Source organism: Cupriavidus sp. YR651, from assembly GCF_900101625.1.
Lineage (GTDB): Bacteria > Pseudomonadota > Gammaproteobacteria > Burkholderiales > Burkholderiaceae > Cupriavidus.
This window is the reverse complement of record NZ_FMYZ01000006.1, coordinates 199,993-226,597: the sequence shown is the minus strand read 5'-3', so window position 1 is coordinate 226,597 and position 26,605 is coordinate 199,993. Positions and strand designations below refer to the sequence as shown.

Annotated in this window: 20 protein-coding genes; 6 read left to right on the top strand and 14 right to left on the bottom strand. The window is 68.0% G+C overall.

Annotated features, from left to right (window positions below; all coding sequences use genetic code 11):
- Positions 1-32: 32 nt before the first annotated feature.
- The 6 genes from BLR29_RS18300 to BLR29_RS18275 all read right to left on the bottom strand — a co-directional run bounded on the left by BLR29_RS18300 (position 33) and on the right by BLR29_RS18275 (position 7,629).
- Complete coding sequence (locus BLR29_RS18300; RefSeq protein ID WP_092138449.1) at positions 33-758, bottom strand: ABC transporter ATP-binding protein; 726 nt, start codon at positions 756-758, stop codon at positions 33-35.
- An 11-nt stretch (positions 759-769) separates the two neighbouring features.
- Positions 770-1,543, bottom strand: a complete 774-nt coding sequence (locus BLR29_RS18295; protein ID WP_092138448.1) for an ABC transporter ATP-binding protein — start codon at positions 1,541-1,543, stop codon at positions 770-772.
- 424 nt (positions 1,544-1,967) lie between these two features.
- Positions 1,968-3,629: a GMC family oxidoreductase gene (locus BLR29_RS18290; RefSeq protein WP_092138447.1), complete on the bottom strand. Its 1,662-nt coding sequence runs from the start codon at positions 3,627-3,629 to the stop codon at positions 1,968-1,970.
- A gap of 65 nt (positions 3,630-3,694) precedes the next feature.
- Positions 3,695-4,633, bottom strand: coding sequence for an alpha/beta hydrolase (locus tag BLR29_RS18285; protein WP_092138446.1), 939 nt, complete (start codon positions 4,631-4,633; stop codon positions 3,695-3,697).
- A gap of 132 nt (positions 4,634-4,765) precedes the next feature.
- Positions 4,766-5,185 (bottom strand): Cu(I)-responsive transcriptional regulator, encoded by a 420-nt coding sequence (gene cueR / locus BLR29_RS18280; protein WP_092138445.1) that lies wholly within the window; start codon positions 5,183-5,185, stop codon positions 4,766-4,768.
- On the bottom strand, positions 5,182-7,629 hold the full coding sequence (locus BLR29_RS18275) for a heavy metal translocating P-type ATPase (protein WP_092138444.1): 2,448 nt from the start codon (positions 7,627-7,629) through the stop codon (positions 5,182-5,184). Before BLR29_RS18275 ends, cueR begins: the two co-directional genes overlap by 4 nt.
- A 197-nt stretch (positions 7,630-7,826) precedes the next feature.
- Between BLR29_RS18275 and BLR29_RS18270 the strand changes: the two genes are divergently transcribed.
- Positions 7,827-8,039: a heavy-metal-associated domain-containing protein gene (locus tag BLR29_RS18270; RefSeq protein ID WP_092138443.1), complete on the top strand. Its 213-nt coding sequence runs from the start codon at positions 7,827-7,829 to the stop codon at positions 8,037-8,039.
- Between the two features lie 93 nt (positions 8,040-8,132).
- Here the strand turns inward: BLR29_RS18270 and BLR29_RS18265 are convergent, their stop codons facing one another.
- The 3 genes from BLR29_RS18265 to BLR29_RS18255 form a co-directional block, all read right to left on the bottom strand.
- The gene (locus BLR29_RS18265) at positions 8,133-8,861 is read right to left on the bottom strand and encodes an OmpW/AlkL family protein (RefSeq protein ID WP_092138442.1); all 729 of its coding nucleotides are present in this window, start codon (positions 8,859-8,861) and stop codon (positions 8,133-8,135) included.
- Between the two features lie 286 nt (positions 8,862-9,147).
- Positions 9,148-10,107, bottom strand: coding sequence for a delta(1)-pyrroline-2-carboxylate reductase family protein (locus tag BLR29_RS18260; protein WP_092138441.1), 960 nt, complete (start codon positions 10,105-10,107; stop codon positions 9,148-9,150).
- Between the two features lie 55 nt (positions 10,108-10,162).
- Positions 10,163-11,158 (bottom strand): aldo/keto reductase, encoded by a 996-nt coding sequence (locus BLR29_RS18255; RefSeq protein ID WP_092138440.1) that lies wholly within the window; start codon positions 11,156-11,158, stop codon positions 10,163-10,165.
- 135 nt (positions 11,159-11,293) lie between these two features.
- Between BLR29_RS18255 and BLR29_RS18250 the strand changes: the two genes are divergently transcribed.
- Positions 11,294-12,223 carry a LysR family transcriptional regulator gene (locus BLR29_RS18250; RefSeq protein WP_092138439.1) on the top strand — a complete coding sequence of 310 codons (930 nt, stop codon included), beginning with the start codon at positions 11,294-11,296 and terminating at the stop codon, positions 12,221-12,223.
- 3 nt (positions 12,224-12,226) lie between these two features.
- Here the strand turns inward: BLR29_RS18250 and pbpC are convergent, their stop codons facing one another.
- From pbpC to BLR29_RS18230, 4 genes are all read right to left on the bottom strand, one after another.
- A complete protein-coding gene (gene pbpC, locus BLR29_RS18245; RefSeq protein ID WP_092138438.1) occupies positions 12,227-14,452 on the bottom strand; it encodes a penicillin-binding protein 1C in 2,226 nt (741 codons plus the stop codon).
- 11 nt (positions 14,453-14,463) lie between these two features.
- Positions 14,464-15,168, bottom strand: a complete 705-nt coding sequence (locus tag BLR29_RS18240; protein ID WP_092138437.1) for a lysoplasmalogenase — start codon at positions 15,166-15,168, stop codon at positions 14,464-14,466.
- On the bottom strand, positions 15,165-21,194 hold the full coding sequence (locus tag BLR29_RS18235) for an alpha-2-macroglobulin family protein (RefSeq protein ID WP_369804649.1): 6,030 nt from the start codon (positions 21,192-21,194) through the stop codon (positions 15,165-15,167). The genes BLR29_RS18240 and BLR29_RS18235 overlap by 4 nt, the downstream gene beginning before the upstream one ends.
- 96 nt (positions 21,195-21,290) lie before the next feature.
- The gene (locus BLR29_RS18230; RefSeq protein ID WP_092138435.1) at positions 21,291-21,770 is read right to left on the bottom strand and encodes an Lrp/AsnC family transcriptional regulator; all 480 of its coding nucleotides are present in this window, start codon (positions 21,768-21,770) and stop codon (positions 21,291-21,293) included.
- A 142-nt stretch (positions 21,771-21,912) separates the two neighbouring features.
- Here BLR29_RS18230 and phhA point away from each other — a divergent pair, with 142 nt between their 5' ends.
- The 4 genes from phhA to BLR29_RS18210 all read left to right on the top strand — a co-directional run bounded on the left by phhA (position 21,913) and on the right by BLR29_RS18210 (position 25,918).
- Complete coding sequence (phhA, locus tag BLR29_RS18225; RefSeq protein WP_092138434.1) at positions 21,913-22,848, top strand: phenylalanine 4-monooxygenase; 936 nt, start codon at positions 21,913-21,915, stop codon at positions 22,846-22,848.
- A gap of 129 nt (positions 22,849-22,977) precedes the next feature.
- A complete protein-coding gene (locus tag BLR29_RS18220; protein ID WP_092138623.1) occupies positions 22,978-23,277 on the top strand; it encodes a 4a-hydroxytetrahydrobiopterin dehydratase in 300 nt (99 codons plus the stop codon).
- A gap of 168 nt (positions 23,278-23,445) precedes the next feature.
- Positions 23,446-24,150 (top strand): response regulator transcription factor, encoded by a 705-nt coding sequence (locus BLR29_RS18215; RefSeq protein ID WP_092138433.1) that lies wholly within the window; start codon positions 23,446-23,448, stop codon positions 24,148-24,150.
- A 61-nt stretch (positions 24,151-24,211) separates the two neighbouring features.
- Entirely contained in the window at positions 24,212-25,918 is a 1,707-nt protein-coding gene (locus BLR29_RS18210) for a sensor histidine kinase (RefSeq protein ID WP_092138432.1), read from the top strand.
- A 29-nt stretch (positions 25,919-25,947) separates the two neighbouring features.
- Here the strand turns inward: BLR29_RS18210 and BLR29_RS18205 are convergent, their stop codons facing one another.
- Complete coding sequence (locus tag BLR29_RS18205) at positions 25,948-26,460, bottom strand: SET domain-containing protein (RefSeq protein WP_092138431.1); 513 nt, start codon at positions 26,458-26,460, stop codon at positions 25,948-25,950.
- Positions 26,461-26,605 lie beyond the last annotated feature (145 nt).

The window sequence follows — 26,605 nt, the reverse complement described above, 5'->3', positions numbered from 1 at the left end:
ATGCGACCCATGCGCCGGAACGGCGCCACGGATCAGACCCCAAGCAGTTCGTTCAGCACCGGCATCTTGGCCTGCAGCTCCGCCGCGGCAAAGCGCTCGACGATCGTGCCGTGCTCCATCACATAGAAGCGGTCCGCCAGCGGGGCGGCAAAGCGGAAGTTCTGCTCCACCATCACCACCGTGTAGCCCTTCTTCTTGAGCATCAGGATCATGCGGGCCAGCGCCTGCACGATCACTGGCGCCAGGCCTTCGGAAATCTCGTCGAGCAGCAGCAGGTTGGCACCCGTGCGCAGGATGCGGCCGACGGCCAGCATCTGCTGTTCGCCACCCGAGAGCCGCGTGCCCTGGCTCTGGCGCCGCTCGGCCAGGTTCGGGAACATCTCGTAGATGTCGGCCTCGCTCATGCCCTTGTCCGCGTTGGCGCCTTTCAGCACCGGCGGCAGCAGCAGGTTTTCCTCGCACGACAGGCTTGAGAAAATCGCCCGTTCTTCCGGGCAGTAGCCGATGCCGTAGTGCGCGATCTTGTGCGTGGGCAGGCCGATGGTCTCGTGCCCGTTGACCTTGATCGATCCCTTGCGCGTGCCAGTCAGGCCCATGATCGCGCGCATGGTGGTGGTGCGGCCGGCGCCATTGCGCCCCAGCAGCGTGACCACCTCGCCGGGGTTCACGGTCAGGTCCACGCCATGCAGGATGTGCGATTCGCCGTACCAGGCGTGCAGGTCCTTGATCTCGAGCGCGGGGGTAATCGTATTCGTCATGTCCCGGCTCCTCAGTGCGCGCCCTGCAGCTCGGCGTCAACCGTGCCCATGTAGGCTTCCATCACGCGCGGGTCCTTCGACACCTCCGCGTACGGCCCTTCGGCCAGGATCGCGCCGCGCTGCAGCACGGTGATCTTGTCGGCGATGGACGACACCACGTTCATGTTGTGCTCCACCATCAGGATGGTGCGGCCGGCCGAGACCTTCTTGATCAGTTGCGTGACGCGGTCCACGTCCTCGTGGCCCATGCCCTGCGTGGGCTCGTCCAGCAGCATCAGCTCGGGCTCCATCGCCAGCGTGGTGGCGATCTCCAGCGCGCGCTTGCGGCCATACGGCAGGTTGACGGTGACGGTGTTGGCGAACTCGGTCAGGCCGACCTGCTCGAGCAGCTCCATCGCGCGGTCGTTGAGCACGTCGAGCGAACGCTCGCTGCGCCAGAACTGGAACGCGGTGCCGAGCTGGCGCTGCAGGCCGATGCGCACGTTCTCGCGCACGGTCAGGTGCGGGAACACGGCGGAAATCTGGAACGAGCGGATCACGCCGCGCCGCGCGATCTGCGCGGGCTTTTCGCGGGTGATGTCGATGCCGTTGAAAAGGATGGTGCCGGTGGTCGGCTCCAGGAACTTGGTGAGCAGGTTGAAGCAGGTGGTCTTGCCCGCGCCGTTGGGGCCGATCAATGCATGGATCGAGCCGCGCCGCACGCGCAGGTTAACGTCGCTCACCGCGGTGAACCCCTTGAATTCCTTCGTGAGGTTCTTGGTTTCCAGGATGGTTTCCTGAGTCATAGTCTCCTGCCCGCCCTCTTGCTGCGATGCCGGATTTTGGCCGGCACTGACAATGGTTCGAACTGCGGCGCTTTTGTCGCCATGCTTGCCGCGTTATAGGTGTGTGGGGCGGCGCGGCTGCCGCAGGTATGACGGGCGCGCGGAAGACGCTGGATGTGCAGGCTCGGGCACCGTATACCGGCGCCTATTGTGTGCGCCTGTTGCGTCGCAAAACATCGGGGTTTGCACTAATCATGAAACATGAACCAGATGTCATGTTTGCAACATGACGCGGAGGCCGTGTGGCGCCCCGCACCGACACGTGCGCAGTGGCGTGCAAGCCGCCGCGCACGGGCGCAAAACGTACCCGATCCGCGCGCCGGCGGACACGCCACCGGCCACGTGCACCGCTGGCGTGCGGCCGGATGTGGCCGGGGTGTGGCCGCTATGCGGGCTGCACGGCAGGGACGACTTCCGTGGTGGCGGTTTGCCGTGCCTTGCGGTCTGCCCGGATCATGTCGCTGGCGCGCTCGGCGATCATGATCGTCGGCGAGTTGGTATTGCCCGACGTGATCAGCGGCATGACCGATGCATCGACCACACGCAGCCCGGCGATGCCGCGCACGCGCAGGCGGCTGTCCACCACGGCGTCCGGATCTTCCGTCGTGCCCATGCGGCAGGTTCCCACGGGGTGGAAGATGGTCGTGCCGATGGCGCCCGCGGCCTCGGCCAGTTGCTCGTCGGTCTCGAACGCGGCGCCCGGCAGCCATTCCTGCGGCTGGTACGGTGCCAGCGCGGGCGATGCGACGATGCGTCGCGTCAGCCGGATCGAGTCGGCGGCCACCTTGCGGTCTTCGTCCGTGGACAGATAGTGGGGCGCGATCACCGGCGCGCGGCGGAAATCGGCACCGTCGATATGCACGCTGCCGCGCGACGTGGGCCGCAGATTGCAGACGCTGGCCGTGAAGGCGTTGAAGTCATGCAGCGGATCGCCAAACTTGTCGAGCGACAGCGGCTGCACGTGATATTCGAGGTTGGGCCGCGCGTAGCCGGGATCGCTGCGAGCGAACGCACCGAGCTGCGAAGGCGCCATGCTCATCGGTCCGCTCTGGTTGAAGGCGTACTGCAGGCCGATGCCGAGCTTGCCCCACCACTTCGACGCGCGCGTATTGAGCGTACGCACGCCCTCCACCTTCACCACGGTGCGCAGCTGCAGGTGATCCTGCAGGTTCTCGCCCACGCCCCGCAACGCATGCCGCACGCGGATGCCCAGCGATTGCAGCCGATCCGGCTGGCCGATGCCGGACAATTCCAGCAGCTGCGGCGAGTTGACGGCGCCGGCCGCCAGGATCACCTCCTCGGTCGCGCGGGCCTCGCACGCCTTGCCGCCGCCCAGGTATTGCACGCCCGTGCAGCGGCGCCCGTCGGGTCCGTCGAACGTCAGCGCGCTCACCTGCGCACCGGTGACGATCGTCAGATTGGACCGATCGGACGCGCGGCGCAGGAACGCCTTGGAGGTATTCCAGCGAATGCCGCGCCGCTGGTTGACCTCGAAGTAACCCACGCCGAAGTTGTCGCCGCGATTGAAGTCATCGGTACGCGGTATGCCGGCCTGCTCCGCCGCATCGATGAAGCGCTCCAGGATGTCCCAGCGCAGCCGTTGCGCTTCCACGCGCCATTCGCCGCCCGCGCCGTGGAATTCGTTAGCGCCACGGTAATGATCTTCGCTGCGCCTGAACAGCGGCAGCACATTGTCCCAGCGCCAGCCATCGTCGCCCGAGAGACGCGCCCAGTCGTCGTAATCCTCGCGCTGGCCGCGCATATAGATCATGCCGTTGATCGATGACGATCCCCCCAGCACACGCCCGCGCGGATAGCCGAGCGACCGGCCGTTCAGGCCCGGCTCCGCCGCCGTGCGGTACAGCCAGTCCGTGCGCGGGTTGCCGATGCAGTACAGATAGCCGACCGGGATATGGATCCAGTGATAGTCGTCCTTGCCGCCCGCTTCCAGCAGCAGCACATTGACATCGGCGTCCTGCGTGAGACGGTTGGCCAGCACACAGCCGGCCGAGCCCGCCCCCACGATAATGTAGTCGTACGTCTCCATATCCCCTGCATCGGTTTTATTGTCGGAATGCCGGAGATCATCGCACGACTCGCGCCCGCCCGTCGTCAGGGCTTTGCCGGAGTCTCCAGGTGGCGCCCCAGCCAGCCGGACAGTGCGGCGAATACCTCTCCGCGCAGCGGCTCGGCCTCATTGAAGATCTCGTGGTATCCGGTCTCGAACCAGATCATCTCGCGCAGGTCTTCCGGCGCGCTGTCATGGAAGGTGCGGCTCCCGGCCGGATCGACGATGCGATCCGCGCCGGCCACCAGCATCAGCATGGGCGACTCCAGCCGCGGCGCATCGGCCTGCGCCTGCGCCATGCCGCGAATAAAGGACTCCAGCACGCCGGCAGTGATCGTGCCCTGCACGAGCGGATCAGTACGATAGGCGCGCGCCACCTCGGGATCGTGGGAGAGCAGCCGCGCGTCGATCGGGTTCGGCACGCGCAGCCGCGGCACCAGCGCCAGCAGCACGCGATGCAGCGTCATCATGCCGCCCGACAACTTCAGCGCCAGCGCGGGCGACGACAGGATCAGCGCGCGGATCGGACGTATGCGCCCCGTGGCAAAGCGTGCCGCGACCAGGCCGCCCATGCTGTGGCCCAGCACGATCGGCATCTCGTTCCACTGGCGCACGGCGGCATCGTGGATTTCGGCGAGATCGTCGACATAGATATCCGGATGCGGCGCCACCATGCGCGGGCCGCCGCTGGCCCCGTGGCCGCGCAGGTCGTACGCGCGCACGCGCAAGCCCAGCCCGCAAAGGAGATCCGCGACGTGGAAATAGCGGCCGCAATGCTCGGCCAGGCCGTGGACCAGCAGCAACGTGCCAAGCGGCTCGGGATAGCGTTGGGAATCTGGCAGCCACGTGCGCAACAGCAATTCCGTGCCGTCGCGCATGCGCTGGCGGGATTCGGTCGGCAAGATGGTGGTCGTGGTTACCGCGCGTGCGGCGGTATCGGGCATGCCGGTGCCGGGCCCGGCAGTAGTCACAGGTTCGTCCATCCCACTCGTCTCCTCGTTGGGTGCCTGCTTCTTGTTGTTGTCATGGAAAACAGGCGCGTCACGCGCGCCTTTGCTGCACTGCGGCAGCTACCTTCAGCGTCCGTCAGCCTCCCCCGCGAACGTCAACCAACCTCAGTCATGACAGGACGCGCGGTCGTCGCCATCCACGCTGGCCATATCCGAAAGGATCGGGCAGTCGGGCCGGTGATCGCCGCTGCACGCATCGGCCAGCGCACGCAGCGTGTCCCGCATGGCGGTCAGTTCGGCAATGCGCACCTCCAGGTCCGCCACGTGCTTCAGCGTCAGCGCCTTGACGTCGGCGCTCGCGCGCGCCCGGTCGTGCCACAGTGACAACAGCCCGCGAATCTCGTCAAGCGAGAATCCGAGATTACGGGCGCGCCGGACGAAGCGCAAGGTGTGCACGGCGCGTTCGTTGTAGCGGCGATATCCACCCTCGCTGCGCGGCGGCGGCGCCACCAGGCCGATGGATTCGTAGTGGCGGATCATCTTGGCGGACACACCCGATGCGTCCGCGGCTTCACCGATATTCATCGCGATCCCTCATGAGTGGATGCCGCCGGCGCGGCGGGATGCCAGCGCCGCAGCAGCAGCGCATTGGCGACCACGCTGACGCTGGAGAACGCCATGGCCGCACCGGCCACCACCGGATTGAGCAGGCCGGCCGCAGCCAGCGGAATCCCAATCACGTTGTAAATAAAGGCCCAGAACAGGTTCTGGCGAATCTTGCGCACGGTGCGGTGCGACACCCTCAGCGCATCGGCCACCAGCGCCGGGTCACCACGCATCAGCGTAATCCCGGCCGCATGCATGGCGACGTCCGTGCCGGTCGACATGGCGATCCCCACGTCGGCCGCCGCGAGCGCAGGGGCGTCGTTGATGCCGTCGCCGACCATCGCCACGATGGCGCCACCGTCCTTGAGCGCCGCCACGCGCGCAGCCTTGTCTTCCGGCAACACCTCGGCCTGCACGGCATCGAGCCCCAGTGCCTTGCCCACCCGTGCGGCCGCGCCAGCGTTGTCGCCAGTCAGCATCACGGTGCGGATACCGGCGGCGCGCAACCGGGCGATGGCATCGGGGGCGCCGGGCTTCAAGGCATCGCCAAACGCGACCAGCCCGGCCACGCGCGGCGGCGAGGTTTCGATCAGCCACGAGACCGTGCGGCCTTCCTGGCGCAACCGGTCCGCGTCGGCCTGCAACGCGCCGGCGTCCGCATGGAGCGAGTTGCGCAGGCCTTCGCTGCCCAGTTGCAGCGCCTGCCCGTTCACCACGCCGGCAATGCCGCGACCCGGCAGTGCGCGGACTTCGCTCGCCACGGGCGCCACGATGCCGCGTGCCTGCGCGGCGGCCAGCACGGCACGCGCCAGCGGATGCTCGCTGCCGGCCTGCAAGGCGGCCAGCAGGGCCAGCAGCCGCGCGTCGCCTGCGTCGGTGGCATCGGCGGCACGCAGCGCCACCACCTCGGGCTTGCCCACGGTCAGCGTGCCGGTTTTGTCGAAGGCCACCACCGAGACGCGATGTGCCACTTCGAGCGCCTCGGCGTCCTTGATCAGGATGCCCGCCCTGGCTCCCGCTCCCGTGCCGGCCATGATGGCCGTCGGCGTGGCCAGACCGAGCGCGCACGGGCAGGCGATCACCAGCACCGCGACGGCATTGAGCAGCGCCGCCGTCCAGTCGCCGCCGATCAGTCCCCAGCCGAGCAACGTGGCCAGCGCGATGACGAGCACCACCGGCACGAAGACCGCGCTCACCTGGTCGACCATCCGCTGGATCGGAGCCTTGGCCGCCTGGGCATGCTCGACCATCCGGATAATCCGGGTGAGGACCGTCTCCGCTCCCACCGCCACGGTGCGGGCCACCAGCAGGCCTTCGAAGTTGATCGCGCCACCAGTCAGGCGGTCGCCCACGCCCTTCGGCACCGGCACCGATTCGCCGGTCAGCATCGATTCGTCGGCATGGCTGCGACCCTCGATCACTTCGGCATCGACAGGAATGCGCTCGCCCGGCCGCACCACGATCTCGTCGCCCACGCGCACACTGGCCAGCGGCACGGTGGTCTCGACGCCGTTACGGCGCACCTGCGCGGTGTCCGGCCGCAGCGCCGCCAGCGCGCGAATGGCATCGGCGGTCTGGCGCTTGGCGCGCGTCTCCAGCCACTTGCCCAGCCGGACCAGCGTGATCACCACGGCAGCGCTTTCAAAATAGAGATGCGGCATGGCCTCCCCCGCATCGGCCATCTGCCACAGCGACAGGCCATAGGCAGCCGAGGTGCCCAGGGCCACCAGCAAATCCATATTGCCGGCGCCCGCGCGCACGGCCTTCCAGCCAGCCTTGTAGAAGCGCCAGCCGAACACGAACTGCACGGGCGTCGCCAGCAGCCATTGCACCCAGCCGGGCAACATCGCGTGGATGCCGAACCAGCCGAGCACCATCGGCGCGATCAACGGCAGCGACAGGAGCGCCGAGATCGCCACGGGCCAGGGGCCGGACCAGAAATCCGCGTGGACCGGTGCCGGCGCCGCCGTACCCGGTGCTGCGGTCACGGGTGTCGCGGCGTAGCCGGCACCCGACACGGCGGCCGCGAGCGCGGCGGCCTCGATGGTTCCGCGCAGCACCGTCACGCTGGCACGCTCGGTCGCCAGGTTCACCTGCGCATCCAACACCCCGGGTACGGCGCGCAACGCCCGCTCCACGCGGCCGACACATGAGGCGCAGGTCATGTCGGCAATCGTGAGGTCGATGGTGTCGCGCGGGACGTCGTAGCCGGCATCGGCAACCGCCTGCGCGGCAGCGGTCAGCGCGGCGCCATTGTCGGCATGCAGCGTGGCCTGCTCGGTGGCCAGGTTGACGGCAACATCACGCACGCCGGGCACCTTGGCCAGTGCGTTTTCCACGCGGCGCACACATGACGCGCAGGTCATGCCATCCACGGGCAGGCGCCATTCGGCGGGGGTCAGGGCGGAGGGAACACTGGACATGGCGGAACGGTATTCACGAAAGCTGCGAGAGCGATGACTTGACTGTGGACCTTACCATCATTGGAAGGTCAAGGTCGGGCCGCCTGAAACCGCCGCTTGCGCTTCCCACCATGGGAAGGTTCACACTACAGCCTGTCAGTCCGCTCAATCCGCTCAGTCCGCTTAGTCTGGTCGGTTATTTCTCAAGGAGTCTTAGGATGATCCAGTTTCAGGTCGAAGGCATGTCCTGCAATCATTGTGTCGGCGCCATCACCCGTGCCGTCCAGGCCGTGGACCCGGCCGCGCGTGTAACGGCCGATGTGCCGACGCAGGCGGTCAGCGTGGAATCCGGCGCCGATCGCCAGGCGCTCCAGCAGGCCATCGAGGGGGCCGGCTATCCGGTCAAATCCGCCGTGACCTCCGCAGGCTGAGCACGGCGGCAGCACTAATAGGAAAGGGCACCCGAAGGTGCCCTTTCCTGTTTCCTGACCCCAGGCATTCCCGCCCTGGCGGGAGATGTCTGGTCAGAAGCGGTAGCCGACGCTCAGGAACGTCACCACCGGGTTGATCTTGATCTTGGTGTGCGACTGCACCGTGGCGCCATTGGCCAGCGTGGTCGTGAAGTTGGCCGTCGTGGAAATCGGCACGTACGACACGGACAGGCCCAGGAACCAGTTATCGGTAATGGCGTAGTTGGCGCCGACGTTGAACACCGGGTTCCAGGACGACTTGGCGCTGGCGGTCATATGCGAGCCCGGGCCGAATTCGCTCTGCACGAAGGTCTGGTTGGTCACGGTTTCGCCGGTGAACCAGGTGTAGTTCACACCGATACCCACGTACGGGCGGAACTTGGTCTTGGCGTCGAAGAAGTGCCACTTGGCCACGATCGCCGGGCTCCACTGGCGCACTTCGCCCAGCTTGCCGTACTTCTCGTAGCCACGGTCACCGCTCACATCGTGTTTCGGCGGAATGCCAGCCACGAACTCGGCGGAGATGTTGTCGGTGAAATAGTGGCTGAAGGCCAGGCCGACCGTGTCGGCGGTGTCGATCGTCGCACCCGTGTTCGGGCGCTGCAGGCCACCCGTGGGACGGCCGGCGACCGAATCGATGGTCAGGTTTTCCGAATGCCCCATCGGCATCACACGGAACCAACCCAGGCTCACAACGTTGCTGCCCGCGGATTGTGCCTGGGCGACGCCTGCGAGCGCCATGGCGGCGCCTGCCACCAGCATCTTCTTATAGATTTTTGTCATAGATCCTCTTACTCCTCGTTTACATCACAACCACTGCAAGGCACGCATTATCCTGCGTGACGTGCGCGGCCTGATTCAAACGAGTTACCGGTCGGTAGAAGAATTGCCCTAAAGGCAGGGTTAACCCACAAATCGGATCGGAAACTGCCAATTCTTCCTCGTAAAACGACGCTTTCGCGCAACGGTTTTGTACGCAAAATAAAAGACCACTCATAGTGAGTGGTCTCTCTCCTACATTTCCGATCGGCAGATCACCCGGAAGGGTGAAGACAATATCGCGCGAACATTACTCCCGACTGGCCAGGACGCAGGCCGCCAGGTCCCAGAGGGCGTAGCCGACACTCTTGAAGACCAGTGGGCTGCCCGTGCGGGAACGTAACGCGTCAGCCGCCAGGATCGCGGTCTCGAACGGCTGCACCGTGGCCCAGTCGATGCCGGCCTGCAGCAGGTCCCCCGCCTCGTCCTCGATACCGAACAGGGTGTCCGCCAACAGCCGCTGGCTGGCAGCCGCGGACTGGCACAGCCGGGGCGGGAGTTCGCACATCTCGGGCCGAAACGCGCCGACCGCGGCCACGAAATGGCGATCCGTCCACAAGCCGCTATCCAGATCGGGCAGGACGGGCACGCGACTGGAGGTCACGGTCACCACCATCGACACGCGCGGCAGCACCTCGGCGACGTCGTCGATCACCGTCGCCTCGACCCCGAGCGCGCGGGCATGGGTGGCCAGGGCTTCCGCCTTGTCGCGGGTCCGTGACTGCAACCAGACCTTGCGCACGGGCAGCCCGGCGACAAACGCCTCCAGATGGGTTTGCGCCTGCACCCCGGCGCCGACGATCAGCAGTTCGCCATCAGGCACGGGTGCGAAGGATTGCGCCGCCAGCAGCGACACCGCCGCCGTGCGACGCCCCGTCACCGTCGGACCGTCGAGCATGGCAATGCGCTCACCGGTGTGGGCGTTGGCAACCAGCACCTCACCCAGGATGTTGGGCAGGCCGCGCCGCGGATTGCCCGGATGCACCGTGATGTTCTTGGTCATCACGAGATCCCGGTTGCAGGCCGGCATCACCAGCAGCGTGCCCTCCCCTTGCGCCGCGTCCCCCACCGGCAGCGCAATGCGCGGTGGCGCCATGGCCGTGCCATCGCGCAATTCCGCCAGCATGGCCGCGATGGCCCGGGCGAGTTCAGGGTAAGGCAGGCGAGCCGCCGTGGCGGCGGCATCGAGGGGCGTGAACGGAGCGGTCATCTGGGCGACGGGCAGCGGTGGAAAACCGCCATTGTCGCCCAGCCAACGCGCCGGATCAGCGCGACAGCAGCCCCATCACCGCCTCCGCATAGCGCGTACCCGCCGCTGCGCCCGCCGGGAACACGGCCTCGATGTCGGCCATGTCGCGCGCGGTCAGCTTCACTTCCAGCGCCCCGAGGTTGTCGTCGAGGTTGGCGATGCGGCGTGTGCCCGGAATCGGCACCACATGGTCGCCGCGCGCCAGCACCCACGCCAGCGCCAGCTGTGCCGGCGTGCAGCCCCGTGCACTGGCCAGCTCCCGCACGGCATCCACCAGCTTCAGGTTGCGCGTGAAGTTGTCGCCCATGAAACGCGGATTGGTCTTGCGATAGTCGTCCGCGTCGAAGTCCTCCGGCGTGCGGATCGCCCCGGTCAGGAAGCCACGCCCCAGCGGGCTGTATGGCACGAATCCGATGCCAAGCTGTGCGCACGTGGCCAGGATGCCGTTCTCGTCCACATCGCGCGTCCACAGCGAGTACTCCGTCTGCAACGCGGTGACGGGATGGACGGCATGGGCACGCCGGATCGTATCGGCGCCAGCCTCGGACAGGCCGATCCAGCGCACCTTGCCGGCGCGGACCAGGTCCGCCATGGCGCCGACGGTTTCCTCGATCGGCGTGTGCGGATCCACGCGGTGCTGGTAGTAGAGGTCGATATGGTCGACGCCGAGCCGCTTCAGACTGGCATCGCACGCCGCCCGGACATACTCGGGGCGGCCGTTGACGCCACGCGCGGCCGGATTCGCCGGATCGCGCACCATGCCGAACTTGGTGGCCAGCACCACCTTGTCGCGACGGCCGGCCAGCGCCCGACCCACCAGTTGCTCGTTCGTGTGCGGGCCGTAGATGTCCGCGGTGTCCAGCAGGTTCACGCCGCGATCCAGCGCATGGTGGATCGTGCGGATCGATTCGGCGTCGTCGCGGGCGCCGTAGAAATCGCTCATGCCCATGCAGCCCAGGCCGAGGGGGAAGACTTCGGGGCCAACCTGGCCCAGTTTGCGCAATGCGGTCATGTGGAGACTCCTGTGGGGCAATGCAACGATTCGGGGTCGAGAGAGCGATCGGGCCGGACTGGCCGGCCTCGACCGGATGCCCATCAGTATCCCGAGTCGGCGCGCCCGGAAACAGCGTGCTACGCTGCATGGATCATGAAGCCTGACTTCACAATCGACGCCGATTCGCTGCCAGCGCTGGTGGCCTTCGCCTGCGTGGCCCGGATGGGCACCTTCACGGCCGCCGCCGGCGCGCTGGCCGTCAGCCCGTCCGCCGTATCGCAGACCATCCGTCACCTGGAAGACCGGCTCGGCGTGCGCCTGCTGCAGCGAACCACGCGCCGCGTGGGGTTGACCGAAGCCGGCGCCGCCCTGCTCGCGCGCGTGGAACCGGCACTGGCGGAGATCCACGCCGCCACGGACGATGTGCGCCAGCAACGCGACATGCCCGTGGGCACGCTGCGTCTGACGAGTTCGCACTCGGCCGTCGTCATCGCGCTGCGCCCGATCCTCACGGACTTCATGCGCGCGTACCCGTCGATCTGCGTGGACCTGGTCACCGACGACCGGTTCATCGACCTGATCGCCGAGGGCTTCGACGCCGGCCTGCGGCTGGGCGAGGCCTTGCAGCAGGATATGGTGGCCATCCCCGTGACCGGCCCGATGCGGATGACAGTAGCCGCATCACCCGACTACCTGGCGCGCCACGGCACGCCGCAGACCCCGCACGAGCTGCATGACCACGCCTGCCTGCAGTATCGCTTCGGCCCCACCGGCACCGTCTATCGCTGGGAATTCGCGCGGAACGGCGGACGGACGTTCACCGTGGACACCCGCCCCGCGCTGATCGCCAACGACAAGTCGATGCTGCATCAGGCGGCGCTGGCCGGGCTCGGCCTGATCTACGAATTCCCGCACCACATCCAGGCCGCGCTGGCTTCCGGCGAACTCGTGCCCGTGCTGGAAGCGTGGACGCCGCCGTTCGCCGGCTTCTACCTGTACTACCCCAGCCGTGCACTGATGCCGCCCAAGCTGCGCGTGTTCGTCGACTTCCTCAAGGCCCGCAAGCTGCCGCCGGCCCCCTGACACTCAGCGGCGCGCCGATACCCGTTGCGGGCCGGCATCGCGCACGCCGGCGCCCCGTACCTCGATGCCGATGTGGTCGACAACCTTGCCGGCGGCATCGACCAGCTCCACGCGGTGTCGTCCCGGCCACGGCAGCCACGCGATCTGCCCGCCCTTGCCCAGCGGCTTGCCATCCATGCGCCAGCTCACCGCGCGCGCAGTCTGGCCGGTCAACCCGTCGGCGTGGAACCAGACCCGCTGCGCCGACGGCGGAATGTCCGGATCGAGCGCGAAGATCGTGCCATCGGCGGGACTGGCGATGGCGGCCGCCGACGCGGCTTGCGGCGTCGATCCCACGCTGATCCGCCCGATCGCCGTGCCGGACAGGAAGACCTCCTCGCGTGCCGGCTCCAGGTCGTCGGCGAATGTCAGCGCCACGCGCTCCACGCCAGACGGCATCGCGGGCGCGCGACTGGGCGTGGTGCGATGGAGCGCTTCCATGACCTCATGCCACACCGGTGCCGCGCCCGAGACGCCCGACACATCGTGCATGCTCGCGCCGCTGGCATTGCCGACCCAGACACCGACGGTATAGCGCTGCGACCAGCCGATGCACCAGTTGTCGCGCATGTCCTTGCTGGTCCCGGTCTTCACGGCCGTCCAGAACCGCGTGGTCAGCGGGCTGTCGAGGCCGAAGGTACGCGCGCGCGCGTGACGGTCTGACAGCACGTCGCCCACCACGTAGCTCGCGGCCGGCGTCATCACGGCCTGCCCGGTCACGACGGCGGCGCCCGGCCGCACGCGCGTCGGCCCATAGGCACCCTGATTCGCCAACGCGCGATAGGCATTGGTCAGCGACAACAGCGACACGTCGGCGCTACCGAGCGCGAGGCTGTAGCCGTAGTAGTCGCCCGATTGCGTCAGCGGCAGGCCAAGCGCCACCAGCCGCCGATGGAAGCGATGCGGCGTGACCATGACCAGCGTGCGCACCGCCGGCACGTTGAGCGATGACCCAAGCGCCGCGCGCAGGCTCACCCAGCCCGCATAGCGATGATCGTAGTTCTGCGGAATGTAGAGGCCACCGCCCGTTGGCAGGTTGACGGGCCGGTCGTCGAGCAGCGACGCCGCCGTCAGGCGACGCTCTTCCAGGGCCTGCTCGTAGAGGAACGGCTTGAGCGTGGAGCCCGCCTGCCGAAGCGCGGCGGCATGGTCGACCTGCGCCGCCGATGACAACGCGCCCGACGATCCCACGTAGGCCAGCACATCGCCGCTGGCGTTGTCGATGACGACGACGGCGCCGTCCTCCACATTGCGCGTGGCCAGTTCGCGCAGGTGGCGGTCGAGGCTGCCGACCGCCACGCGCTGCACGTCAGCATCCAGCGTCGACGCGATGCGCTGCGGCAGTGGCTTGCCAGCCGGCGTGGCGTCGCGGGTCTGCGCGATCACGATCCGGGCGAGATGCGGTGCGAGGTTGCCACGTCGCATCGCTGCCGTATCGCCAAACGCAGCTGTCGACAATGCGGCCGTCGACGATGCCTTGGTCAGCGCCAGCGTGGTGAAGCCATCGAGGCCGTCGCACTCGCGCGGCTGCTTCATCTCGCGCAGGATGCCGCACGCGCGCTTCGATACCTGCGCAGCCGTGGCATTGGGGCTGCGCACCAGTGCCACCGCCACCGCCGATTCCCGCGCATCGAGACCGCTCGGCACCTTGCCAAACAGCGTCTGCGACATCGCCGCGAGCCCCACCAGTTCGCCACGGAATGGCACCAGGTTCAGGTAGGCCTCCAGGATCTGATCTTTGCTCCACCCGCGCTCCAGCGACGTCGCGCTGACGACCTGCCCGACCTTCTGCCCGAGACTGCGGCCACGTCCCGCGCGCAAGTCGTCGTCCAGCAGGCCCGCGAGCTGCATCGTCAGCGTCGACGCGCCACGCGTGCGCGTATTCCAGACGTTGGCCCATGCGGCGGCGGCAACGCCCTGCCAGTCGACGCCGCTGTGTGCGTAGAAGCGCTTGTCTTCGGATAGCACGATGGCCGTGCGCAGCGCGGGCGACGTGTCCGCCAGCATCACCCAGTCACCGCGTCGCGCACGAAAGTCGTCGCGCACGCGCGCCAGGGTTTCGCCGTGACGATCGACCACGACGATATCGGCGCTGCGCCAGTTGTCGCGCACGTCCCGGAACGCCGGCACCGCGTAAGCGGATGTCGCCAACGTGCACGACAACAGGAAGCCCAGGACGCCGCGCCGCATCGCCGATGACCTCACGACTCTGCGCGCTGCGACACGATGCCCGCCACCAGCAGCACCTGCGCCACCGCATAGGTCCACCAGATGCCGAGCTGGTACGTATCGAACGGCGAGAGAAATTTCGCCATGCCGATCATCGCGTCGGAGGCCACGAAGCAGAGCGCCCCCAACGCGGTCAGCGGCGTCGGCAACCTGGCGAGCAGCGCTGCGCAGGCCATCGCCGCGAGTGCGCCGATATAGACCGACACGGGCAACATCAGGTCCCCAAGGTTCGGCCAGAAACGGCCGAGCAACGCCCCCGCCGCACCGATCACGAGCCCGCAGCCGATCAGCCGGTGCGGACGCAAGTCGCCGCACATCGGCACCAGCAGGCGCAGGTAGGCCAGGTGTGCCAGCAGGAAGGCGCCGAGTCCGCCGATAAACGAGATCCTCAAGCCCGGCAGCGCCAGCAGGAAATCACCGATCGCGGAGAACACCAGCGCCGTCACCAGCCAGCGACGCTCGCCGACCGGCCGATGGAACCATGCGGCGCGCGCCAGCATGATCGCCATCGCGGTCTTCCATGCCGGCTGGTAGGCAATCTGGCCGGTGAGCGGCGTACCCGCGGGCAGTTCCATCGCCACCTGCAGCAGCAATACACCGTAGACCACGCCCGCCAGCGCACCCGCGATCCACCACTCGCGCACGCGCGCCGGCATTCGCATCGCCAGCCAGCTCATGGCCGGGCTCCCACGGACAACTTCGCATTCGGCGCGGCGCCGAAAACATCGGGCGCGTACATCGCCTCCACCCGCGTGGGCGGCAGCGCGAACTCGCCTGCGTTGTTCAGCCGCACCGTGTACTCCACGGCCAGGCCGCCCTTGGGCAGGTAGGCGAAGTATTCGCGATAGGCCTCCGGCGTGCGCTCGGTGAACGTGGACAACGACGTCTTCTGGCCTTGCGTGGCGATCGACGAATCCCGGCCCAGTCCGCTGCCGAGGATCGTCGCCCCAGTGGGCACCGGATCGCTGACCACCACCCAGGTCATGTCGGCCTGCGCGTCAACATCGAGCCGCACGCGATAGGTGTCGCCACGCGACCAGCGGCCCGCCACGGCCTGATCCACCGGCGTCACCGTACGGCGCACGCGATAGCCGGCTGCGATGGGCTCACGCAGCGGCACGGCGGCCAATGCGCGCACCGTCGCCCACGGACGGCCCGTGCCCTGTTGCTCCACCTGCAACGTCGCAGGCGTGGCGACAGGTGCCGGCGACGACCTGCCGCCGCTGCCGGCCGGCCACGGCAGATCCACCGCGCCGCTCGCCACACCGTCCTTCTGGGTGGCCCGCGACCAGTCGAACGTGCGCGCGGTGTCGCCAAGCGTGACCCGCGCGGTGCCGGCCACCGGCGTCTTCTCGAAGACCTGCGCATAGCGCTGGATCGCCAGCACGCCCCACGCGTTGGCCGTGGTCGTGCCCCACGCGCCGCGCGCCTGACGACCCAGCAGGCCCGTGACCAGCTGCGGCACGTCTTCCTTCCACGCCGGCAGTTGCGTCGCCAGCGCCAGCAAGCGCGCCGCGTTGACATCGCCGCCCGCCATCAGCCACCACCAGTCGTCGCTGCGTTCGGTCGAGAACACCAGCCGCGTGCCCTGCACCGTCAGCCGGCTGCGCAGCAGTTGCTGCGCTTCGGCCAGCAGCTTGTCGCGCTGCGGGATGTCCGGCATGCGCGACAGCAGCGCCAGCCAGTCGATCAGCGCCGACGTGGGCCACTGCGCAGGCAGGATCTGGATCGAACCGAGCATGCGGGCCTGTGCGTGGCCGCTGCGCGACAGCGCTTCCAGCGCAGCCAGCTTGCGCACTTCCAGATCCATCGTCGCCGACGACGGCGCCCAGCGTGGCGGCGTGACGCGGCCCTCCACGAACGCGGTCAGCCCGCGCTCCATCTGGCTGCGCAGCGCGTCAGGCACGCGCATCGGCAGGCCCGCACGCACCGCTTCATCGGAGATCGACAACAGGTAGGCCGTGAGCACCTCGCTACCGGCACTGTCATCGCTACGCAGCGGGAAATAAGCCGCCAGACCATTGCTGTCGAGATAGGACGGCAGCTGGCCCATCAGCGCGTCCCATGCGGCGGCATCGCCCAGGCCGAGTGCCTTCGACGTGCGCTGCTCCAGGCAGCTGAACGGGTAGTGGGCAAACCATTCGCGCACGCCCGGCATGCCTCCCGCCAGCGACGACTGCAGCGATACCTGCATGCCGCCGCGCAGCTTGCCGGCCGGGTCGGTCAGCGCGCCCGCCGGCGCCTGCACCGGCAGGGTCAGCGAGGGCGTCAGTTGCGCCAGCGCCGCCTGCTGGACCGTGACCGGCACCGCCGGCACGATCTGCTGCGACAGCTTGAGCCGGTCGCTGGCGGTGCCGGTAGCCTTCTCGGTGGCGGCGACTTCCCACATCACCGTGCCGCTGCGGCTGTAGGCCAGCAACGCGGGCGCATTGACATCCCAGCCGATCTCGCGCGATTCGCCCGCCGGGATCTGCACGGTTTGCGCGGGCAGCGTCTGCGCGTCGACCAGCGTCGCGCGGGCGGTGGCCTCCACGGTCATCGCGCGCTGCGTCGTATTGCGAAGCGTGAACATCGCGCGATACCGGTCGTCCTCGCGCACCAGCAGCGGCAGGCCCGAGATCATCTGCAGGTCCTGCGTGGCGGCGATGGTGGCGCCACCCGTGCCGAAGCGACCCACGCCGAGATCGGCCACGGCGACGATGCGGAAGCTCGTCAGCGAATCATTGAGCGGCACCTCGAGCGATGCCTTGCCTTCCCCATCGAGCTGCACGCGCGGATTCCACAGCAGCAAGGTGTCGAACAGCTCGCGGGTGGGGCTCTTGCCCCCACCACCGCCCGCCGGCACCGCCTTGCGGCCATAGTGACGGCGACCGATGATCTCCATCTGCGCGGTGGCGGTCTCCACGCCATAGCTGCGCCGTTGCAGCATCGCGTCGAGCAGGTTCCAACTCGTGTTCGGCATCAGTTCCAGCAGCGCCTGGTCGACGGCGGCCAGCGCCACCTCGCCGTTCGCGGCCGGCTTGCCATCGGGCAGCTTCACCTGCACCACCACGCGGGCCTTGCCGCGCACGGGGTACGTGGCCTTGTCCGGCGTCACGGTCACGTCGAGCTTGTGCGCTTCGTTGCCAACGCGGATCTCGGCCAGCCCCAGACGGAACGCCGGCTTCGCCAGGTCCACCAGCGGCGACGGCGCCACGTAGTCGCGGCCCTCGCTGCGGAACGCGTGCCACCAGTCGATCGGCTGGCGCCAGCCCCACGTGAAGAACGAATACCACGGCACCTCGCGCAGGCGGCCGCGCACGCTCAGCACCGACACATAGACATTCGGCCCCCAGTCGGCCTTCACCTTCAGCCTGACGGTGGGGTCCTTGCCGTTGAGTTCGACAACTTCCGTGTCGAGGATGCCTTCGCGCTCGATCGCCACCAGCGCGGTAGCCTGGCGGAACGGCATGCGCACCTGGAACACGGCCGTGTCGCCCGGCGCGTAGGCCTTCTTCTCCGGCAGCACATCCATGCGATCGTGGTTCTCGCCGCCAAACCAGAGTTCGCCCTGGCGCGTGACCCACACGGTGGTGGCGGCCTGCGACATGCGGCCATCGGCATCGCGCGCATTCGCCACCAGCTCGATCTCGCCCGCCTGCGCCAGCAGCACCTCGCAACGCACGCGGCCCTGCGCATCGGTGCGCGCCTCGCACACCACGCCCAGGTCCTTGCTCTCGCTACGGTTGTCGTAACGATAGAAGCCGCCCACGACGCGTTTGCGCGCCGAGGTGGTGATGCGCGCGCGCGCCTTCACCTGCACCGGCGAGTCGGCCATCGGCTTGCCCTGCGTGTCGAGCACGACACCCTGCACGGACAGCTTCTGGTTCACCGACGCCCAGTTGGCCGCGCGAATCCCCGCGACGACGGCCGACGGCCACACGGCAACGGTCTGGCGCAGCGTCTGGATCTCGCCGTTCGGATCGGCAAAGCCGGCCTCCAGCACGAGGTCGCCCGGTTTGTCGACCTTCGGCAGCTGCTTGACGGTCACTTTGCCGTTGCCGTCCTTGTCCAGCGTGACGGGCAGCTTGTCGGCGACGAGCTTCTCGGATTCGTCACGCGCGGCGTCCTGCTCGCTCTCTTCCTCGTCGCCCGATGCGCTCTCGCGCTGCGGGCGCGGCGGGTTGAACGAGAACTCGTCGTAGTCCGCGAAGTTCACGGCCTTGTTGCGCAACAGCGCGGAAACGCGGACGGGCAAGCCCGCCGCACCGCCACCGTTCAGGTAGTGGATCTCCACGCCCACCGGCGCCTCGGCGGGGGCCACCAGCGCGTTGCCCTTTGCCTTCGGATCTTTCGTGACCGACAGCGTGCCTGCAAGCACCGGCAGCCGGAAGGCCTCGACGCGGAAGCTGCCGCTATCCAGCGTGCGCCCATCGCCATACACCAGCGCCACGGCATACGTGCCGAGCTTTGCCGCCTGCGGGACCTGGAACGTGTTCTCCGCGCTACGACCGCCGGTCGCCGTGGTGCGCCATGCGAGCGGGAGCTCATAGGTCTGGCCGCTGCCGTCATGCGTGATGACGATCTTCTCCGGCATCGCCGCCGGCAGGCCAAAGCCCTGCGCCGTCTCCGTGCGCAGCAGATGCTTCATCGACACGGTCTCGCCCACGCGCAGCAAGGTGCGGTCGAAGATCGTATGCGCACGCACGGTCTGGTTCGGACTCATGTCCGTGGGCACATTGAAGCGCCACGTCTCGATGCCGCGATTCCAGCCGGACATCACGAAGGCCATGTCGGCCTTGCCGCGCGCCTGCGGATGATCGGCGGCGATGCGCGCGGAGACGAAGTAGCCCTCCATCCCGTTTGCGCAATCCTTGTAGCGGCGATCCGGCAATCTGGCGAAACGTGCCACGCCGCTGGCGTCGGTCGCGCCTTCGCCAAGCAGTTCGCCCTCGCAGGTGCGCACGGCGATCTTCGCATTCGGCACGGGCTTGCCGTCGTCGAGCGATGTCACCCACGCCAGCCCGCTCATGTCGCCATCGGCCACGCCGCGCGCCAGCTTGAAATGCACGCCGAGGTTGGTGACCAGCGCCGCGGTGCGTACGTACATCGGCGCAGGCTTGCCAAGCAGCGCGGCGCCCAGCATCGGCGAGGCAATCTCCACCACATGGAAGCCCGGCTCGGGCAGCGGGATGCCGACGACCTCGAAGGGTCGCGGCGTCGTATCGTTCAGCTTGGGGATCGCCAGCGTCTTCGCCCCCGCCACGCCATCGAGCAGCGAGACCGAACGCGCTTCGATCGACGGCGCATTGCGCGGGCTGCGCACGTCCGACGGCGACTTGCCGGTGCGGATCGCATCGAGTTCCTGCTTCGTCCACGACGATTCGTGCATGCGCTTGACCATGCCGAACCAGCGCAGGATCGCCGTATCGTCGTCGACATTGAGGCGGGCCACGGTTCCGGCTTCCGCGCGGACCGATCTGGCCGGCAGGTCGGCCTCCACATTGCGCAGCGTGACGGGCAGCAGCGGCGGATAGTCGGCCGGGGACTTGCCGCGCGGCACATCGGCGAACCGCTCGACCACCCCGAACGGCGCGGCGGCGAACTTCGCCAGCGGCGGCAACGCGGCCGTCGTCAGCCGGATCGGGAACAGGTCCGCGTTGGTCAGCGGGCGGCCGCTCTCGTCCTGGATGTCTTTGGGCGCCTCGATGGTGAGGCTGGCTTTCTCGGGGAATGGCGCGGAGAAGGTGACCGATTGCACGGTCGCCTCGGCGCGCTGGTCGGGATCGAACGTCGGCTTGCGCGGGCCGGAGGGTGTCTTGAGGACGATGTGTTCGGCCACCTTGCGCGCGATCGGCGCGGTGAACGTCACGGTCAGAGGGCGCAGCGGCGTGCACGGGGCCTCGGCGCGTTCGCGCTCGCAGGTGAATCCGGCGGCAAAGGCCTCGCGCACGACGAAGTCAAAGCGGCGCGGCGTGGTGGTGGCCAGTCCGGATGGCGTGGCGATGCCGGCATCGAACACGAGCTGCATGCGCGCGCCGGCCGGCAGGCGCTGCTGGCAGGTCAGCAGGTGGATGGCGTCGGCCTCGCGCCGGGCGATCTCCTTCCAGTGCGCGGCGGCAATCACGCTGTCGCGCTCCTTGCCAGTCAGCAGCCGCACGGGGATGCGTTCACCCAGGCCTTCCGCCTGACACCAGGTGTGCGCGAGGATCGATCCGGCCGTGGCCGCGCCGTTGAAACGCAGCGCAAAGACCTGGTCTTCCTCGATCTCCCCGCCGGATGGGCGGGCGGCAATGACGGTGGGGCCGCCGGTCTCGAACCGGTATTCGGGCTTGCCCGTGAAGGGCTTGCCCGCCACGCTCCGGAGTCCGGTGCCCATGCGCACGGAACACCGCACGCCGGGTGGCAGATCGCGCTCGAAATCGAACACCCAGTTGGTGGCGTTGACCCAGCGTCCGCTGCCCCCCACGCTGCCGCCGGTGCATGACACCGCTGCGGGCGGTGCGGCGTTGAGGTCGCCCATCGGCACCATCGGCTCGTCGAAGCGGATCGCCACCTGCCGGACCTGCGGGACGACCCCTTCGGGCGAAAAGCGCGCGACCTGCGCGGCCAGCGCGTCAGGCACGCCGGACATCCCCCACAGCGCAAGGCCCGCTGCCGCGGCCAGCCTGCCCGATACAGCCCGCAGGAGCTTCACGCTACGGCACGAGGCGATCTTCCCCATCATCCTGCCCTCTCCGGAATTGGCACCCGGCGAGCGTGACATGCACCGATGGCAAGCGCAAGCTTCAGCACATTTCGATGCAGTCGCGTACCGGATTCAGCGCAAATGCGACAGCGGAAGCGGCCCTTCGCACTTGAGCGCGGTCAGCACGATGTTGGACCGGATGCTCTCCACGCCCGGCACACGCATCAGCCGCTTCATCGTGAACTCCGCCAGCGTGGGCAGATCGGGCACCACCACGCGGATCAGGTAATCGGCTTCGCCGGCCACGGAGTAGCACTCCTGTACCTCTTCCAGCAGCAGGATCTCCTCCCGGAAGCGCTCGATGATCGTGTCGCCGTGGTGGGCCAGCTTCACGCTGATAAAGACCAGCACCCCCAGACCCAGCGCCTGTGACGACAGGTTCACGCGGTAGCCGGTAATCACGCCGTCCGTCTCCAGCCGGGCCAGGCGGCGGCCGACCTGGCTGGGCGACAGATGGACGCGGTCCGCCAGTTGCTGGTGGGTGGAGCGTCCGTCGGCCTGCAGCGCCGCCAGCAACGCCAGGTCGTAGGGGTCCAGGCTGGCTGTAGTCATATCGCGTGAATATCCCGCATCCGCTGGTTGAAATATGCAGATTACATGCACGCCGCTTCGAAACCAAACCGATTTTGCGGCCAGAACGCGCGCGCTGATCGCTAGACTATGCACAAAACCCGCATGACTGGAGACACAAGACATGACCCCATCGGCCGCCCCCCAGGACACCGCGTCCGGCAACTTTGCCGGCACCCTGACCGCGAAGCTCAAGGAACAGTTCGAGGAAGGCCTGTTGTCCGGCCAGGAACTGCGCCCGGACTTCACCATCGCCCAGCCGGTGCATCGCTACACCAGCACCGATCATGCGATGTGGCGCCGGCTGTACGAACGCCAGGCATCGATGCTCCAGGGCCGCGTCTGCAACGAATTCCTGCAGGGGCTGGCCACGCTGGGCATGGAACGCGATCGCGTGCCGGAGTTCGACCAGCTCAACGAGACGCTGATGCGCGCCACGGGCTGGCAGGTGGTGGCCGTGCCCGGGCTGGTGCCGGACGAGGTGTTCTTCGACCACCTGGCCAACCGCCGTTTCCCGGCGAGCTGGTGGATGCGCAAGCCTGAGCAGCTGGACTACCTGCAGGAACCGGACTGCTTCCACGATGTGTTTGGCCACGTGCCGCTGCTGATCAACCCGATCTTCGCGGACTACATGGAGGCCTATGGCAAGGGCGGCCTGAAGGCCGCCAAACTGGGCGCGCTGGACATGCTGGCCCGCCTGTACTGGTACACCGTGGAATTCGGCCTGATCCGCACCCCGGACGGCTTGCGCATCTTTGGCGCCGGCATCCTGTCCAGCCAGGGCGAATCGATCTACAGCCTCGATTCGGCCAGCCCGAACCGCATCGGCTTTGACCTGCACCGGATCATGCGCACCCGGTACCGCATCGACACGTTCCAGAAAACCTACTTCGTGATCGACAGTTTCGAACAGCTGTTCGATGCCACGCGCCCGGACTTCACGGCGCTGTACCCGGAGCTGAGCGCGCTGCCTACATTGGGCGCTGGCGACATCGCCGAGGGCGACCGCGTCATCCACGTGGGCACGCGCGAAGGCTGGGCTGACAGCGACGACATCTGAGCCCCGCCGCCCACCCCGCTTTGTGAAACAATGCCGGCATGCCCGGCCGCCAGCGGCGCCCGCCCCCAGGGCCCGGCGGACCAGGCGGGCCGGCGCTTGTCGTTTATGACCTATCAGATCGAGCCCATCATGACGCCTCTTTCGCAAGAAGCCCGCGCGAGCCTGCTCGCGGAACTGCCCGGCTGGACCGCTGTCCAGGACCGCGACGCCATCCAGAAATCCTTCAAGTTTGCCGACTTCAACGCCGCGTTCGGTTTCATGACGCGCGTGGCGCTGCACGCCGACAAGGTGGATCACCACCCCGAGTGGTTCAACGTCTACAACCGTGTGGACATCACGCTCTCCACGCACGATGCCAACGGGCTGACGCAGCGCGATATCGACCTGGCCCGCTTCATCGAACAGGCTGCCGCGGGCCTGGCCCGCTGAGGCACCGGTCGGGAAATAACGGTCGCCGCAGGCCGCCCTCCGGGCCGTCAGGGCGGCGGCCGGCGCTCCCGCGGGAACGCTGCAGCTGTAGGGCAACTGAAAGGCAGGCCGCGGTGCCGCCCTGTACAATCGCCGGCATTGCCACACTGCCTGCCCGAGCCCCCTGCCATGCGTATCCTGCTGATCGAGGACGACCGTCAAATCGCCAGCGGCGTGGAAGCCGGACTGTCCCGCGCCGGCCACCAGGTACGCGTGGTGCACGACGGCGTGTACGCCACCGATCACCTGCTGCGCGAGCAGCACGACCTCGTCATCCTGGACCTGGGCCTGCCCGGTATCGACGGCATGACGCTGCTGGCGCGCTACCGCGCCCGTAATCGCACCACCCCCGTCATCATCCTGACCGCGCGCGACGAGCTGGAAGACAAGCTCTCCGGCCTGAATGCCGGCGCCGACGACTATCTGGTCAAGCCTTTCGCCCTGCCCGAACTGGAAGCGCGCGTGCGCGTGCTGCTGCGCCGCAGCCAGCATGGCGAAGCTGCGCCGGAGCGCGATGTGCGCCTGGGCCGCCTGCGCCTTTCCGGCAACGATCGCCGCATGTTCGTCGACGGCCGTGCGCTGGAGTTGTCGCCGCGCGAGTTCGCCGTGCTGGAACTGCTGCTGCAGCGGCAGGGCCGCGTGGTGAGCAAGGCGCAGATGCAGGATCACCTGGCCACGTTTGCCCACCCGGCCGGCGAAGGCGGCGATACCGTCGGCGACACGGCCATCGAGGTCTATGTGCACCGCGTCCGCAAGAAGCTTGAGGATGCCGATGTCGAAATCGTCACCGTGCGCGGCTTCGGCTACCTGCTGCAGATTCGTGCCGGGCACTGATTCCCGTATGTCACGGATGCGGCCGCGCCGCACCGCGTCCCAACCAACGTAGTCATCCGCCATGTGGCCGCGCTCGCAATCGTCCTCTTCCGCACCGGCCGGCGATCCGCCCGCCACGGGGACGCGCACGCGCAGCCGCCGGGGTAGCCGTAGCGGCCGCAACCGCGGCCAGGCCAATGCGCGCGTGTCGTCCAATCCCAGCCTGCGCGTCCACCTGTTGCGCGCGCTGGCCACGCCGCTGTTCGCACTGGTGCTGACCAGCGGCTCGCTCTCCTACTGGCTGGCCGCCCACTACACGACGCAGGTGTTCGACCGGGCCCTCTATGGCGTGGCGAACAACATCGCCCAGCAGATCCGCATTGCCGGGCCGCGCCTGGAGCAGGACATCCCGACGATTGCCCAGACGCTCGTCGAAGCGGAAGGCAGCGACCGCATCTACTGGCGCATCCACGGACCGGACGGGTTGATCGGTGGCATGGATACGTGGCTCGGCTATGGCACGGGCCAGACCTCGCTCCATGACGCGCGGCTCTTTTATGCGTGGTTCAGCGGCCGGCAGGTCCGGGCCGTGCGGCTGCCCGTCAGCCTGCCCAGCTCGGCATCGGACGAACTCGGCACCAGCGCGGAGGCCACCGTGCCGCGCGGGCCGATCGTCGTGGAAGTGGCGGAATTGCTGGACCGGCGCGAAACCGCGGCCAATGAAATCCTGCTCTCGGTGTCGGTGCCGCTCATCCTGCTCCTGCTGGTGGGCAGCATGATCCTGTCGCACGTGCTCAAGGAAGAGCTGGTGCCGTTGCAGATCCTGACGGACAAGCTCAACCGGCAAACCGCGCGATCGATGGCCGCGCTGGACGAAACCCAGGTGCCGGCCGAGGTGGAACCGCTGATCCGCAGCCTGAACGACCTGCTGTCGCGCCTGCGCGATGCGCTGGACGCGCAGCGCAAGTTCATCGCCGATGCCGCCCACCAGCTGCGCACGCCGCTGACCGCCGTCAAGCTACACGCGGATCGCGCCATGGAAGCCGATACGCTCGACGTGGCGCGCCACGCGCTGCGGGAGGTGCAGACGGCCGCCGATCGCGCGGTGCGGCTCTCCAACCAGTTGCTGTCGCTGGCGCGCGCGGAGCCGGGGCTGTCGCTGGAGCGGCTTGGGCCCGTGGAGCATTTCGACCTGGCCGGGCTGGCGTTCGAGATCGGTGCCGAGTGGGTGCCGCAGGCGCTGGCGCGCCGCGTGGACCTGGGCTTCGAGATCCTGCCCGGCCCTACCTTTACCGGCAGTGCGCCGGCCGTGGTGCGCGGCAACCGCTTGCTGATGCGCGAGGCGCTTTCCAACCTGATCGATAACGCGGTGAAGTATGTGCCGGCCGGCGGACGCATCACGGTGCGCGCCGGTGGCGAGACCATGGGCCATCGTGGCATGGCCGTGGTGATGGTGGAAGACAACGGACCGGGTATCCCGCCTGCACGACGCGGTGAGGTGTTCAAGCGCTTCTTCCGTGGCGATCACACCCCGGGAGCCCAGGCGGTGCAACAGGCCGCGCCGGGCGGCGCCGGCCTAGGGCTGGCGATCGTGCACGAGATCGTCACGCTGCACCAGGGCACGATCTGCATCGAGGATGTGCCCGCGCCTGCGCTGGCACCGTCCCCTGCGGTGGCCACCCACGGTGGCCATGACGAAGCGCCTTCAGCGGAACCCGCGCCCCGCCGGGCGTCGATGCGCTTCGTGATCCGGATCCCTTGCGAGGCACCCGGTAGCACCACGGCCTGACGGCGCGCCTGCCGTGCCGCCCAGCGGGCTTATTTGCCCTTCTTTTCCTTCGGCGCCAGCATCGTGCCGCGGCACTCCGGGCTGCCGCATCGGCATTCGTATTCCTTCTTGAGCTTGCGGGTATAGCGGGCGTCAATCACCAGACCGTAGTCATAGAAGAGCTCTTCGCCGGCTGTGATGTCGCGCAGGGCATGGATGTAGACCTTGCCGCGCTTTTCGCGCGCCTCGCAGTTGGGAGCGCAGGCGTGATTGATCCAGCGCGCACGATTGCCACCGAACTTGGCGTCAATAACGTTGCCGTCTTCCAGGCTGAAATAGAACGTGTGATTCGGGTCGGTGGGATCGTGCGGGTGCCGCTTGAGCGCTTCCTTCCAGGAAATGTGCTCGCCCTTGTACTCGATCACGCGCTCGCCTTCGGCAATCGCGCCAATCGCGTATACGCCCCTTCCGTGCACACCTGACTGGCGCACTTCGATGCGATCGCTGGCGGTCTTCTTCTTGCCCGCCTTCTTGTCCTTGCCGTCCCTGGCCTTTTCCGACATATCCGTTTTCCCGTCAACGATGGATGGCCGGTCCAGCCCGGCGCGAACCGGATGATACCCGCCGAACGACGTATACAACACACCCGGCGACCTCATCGGCGCGGGGGAAATGCCACGTATTTCGCGTATACCCGTCAACCCGCAA

Coding starts and splice junctions, on each gene's coding strand:
- BLR29_RS18300 (WP_092138449.1), bottom strand. CDS start 758: ATGACGAATACGATTACCCCCGCGCTCGAGATCAAGGACCTGCACGCC.
- BLR29_RS18295 (WP_092138448.1), bottom strand. CDS start 1,543: ATGACTCAGGAAACCATCCTGGAAACCAAGAACCTCACGAAGGAATTC.
- BLR29_RS18290 (WP_092138447.1), bottom strand. CDS start 3,629: ATGGAGACGTACGACTACATTATCGTGGGGGCGGGCTCGGCCGGCTGT.
- BLR29_RS18285 (WP_092138446.1), bottom strand. CDS start 4,633: ATGGACGAACCTGTGACTACTGCCGGGCCCGGCACCGGCATGCCCGAT.
- cueR (WP_092138445.1), bottom strand. CDS start 5,185: ATGAATATCGGTGAAGCCGCGGACGCATCGGGTGTGTCCGCCAAGATG.
- BLR29_RS18275 (WP_092138444.1), bottom strand. CDS start 7,629: ATGTCCAGTGTTCCCTCCGCCCTGACCCCCGCCGAATGGCGCCTGCCC.
- BLR29_RS18270 (WP_092138443.1), top strand. CDS start 7,827: ATGATCCAGTTTCAGGTCGAAGGCATGTCCTGCAATCATTGTGTCGGC.
- BLR29_RS18265 (WP_092138442.1), bottom strand. CDS start 8,861: ATGACAAAAATCTATAAGAAGATGCTGGTGGCAGGCGCCGCCATGGCG.
- BLR29_RS18260 (WP_092138441.1), bottom strand. CDS start 10,107: ATGACCGCTCCGTTCACGCCCCTCGATGCCGCCGCCACGGCGGCTCGC.
- BLR29_RS18255 (WP_092138440.1), bottom strand. CDS start 11,158: ATGACCGCATTGCGCAAACTGGGCCAGGTTGGCCCCGAAGTCTTCCCC.
- BLR29_RS18250 (WP_092138439.1), top strand. CDS start 11,294: ATGAAGCCTGACTTCACAATCGACGCCGATTCGCTGCCAGCGCTGGTG.
- pbpC (WP_092138438.1), bottom strand. CDS start 14,452: ATGCGGCGCGGCGTCCTGGGCTTCCTGTTGTCGTGCACGTTGGCGACA.
- BLR29_RS18240 (WP_092138437.1), bottom strand. CDS start 15,168: ATGAGCTGGCTGGCGATGCGAATGCCGGCGCGCGTGCGCGAGTGGTGG.
- BLR29_RS18235 (WP_369804649.1), bottom strand. CDS start 21,194: ATGGGGAAGATCGCCTCGTGCCGTAGCGTGAAGCTCCTGCGGGCTGTA.
- BLR29_RS18230 (WP_092138435.1), bottom strand. CDS start 21,770: ATGACTACAGCCAGCCTGGACCCCTACGACCTGGCGTTGCTGGCGGCG.
- phhA (WP_092138434.1), top strand. CDS start 21,913: ATGACCCCATCGGCCGCCCCCCAGGACACCGCGTCCGGCAACTTTGCC.
- BLR29_RS18220 (WP_092138623.1), top strand. CDS start 22,978: ATGACGCCTCTTTCGCAAGAAGCCCGCGCGAGCCTGCTCGCGGAACTG.
- BLR29_RS18215 (WP_092138433.1), top strand. CDS start 23,446: ATGCGTATCCTGCTGATCGAGGACGACCGTCAAATCGCCAGCGGCGTG.
- BLR29_RS18210 (WP_092138432.1), top strand. CDS start 24,212: ATGTGGCCGCGCTCGCAATCGTCCTCTTCCGCACCGGCCGGCGATCCG.
- BLR29_RS18205 (WP_092138431.1), bottom strand. CDS start 26,460: ATGTCGGAAAAGGCCAGGGACGGCAAGGACAAGAAGGCGGGCAAGAAG.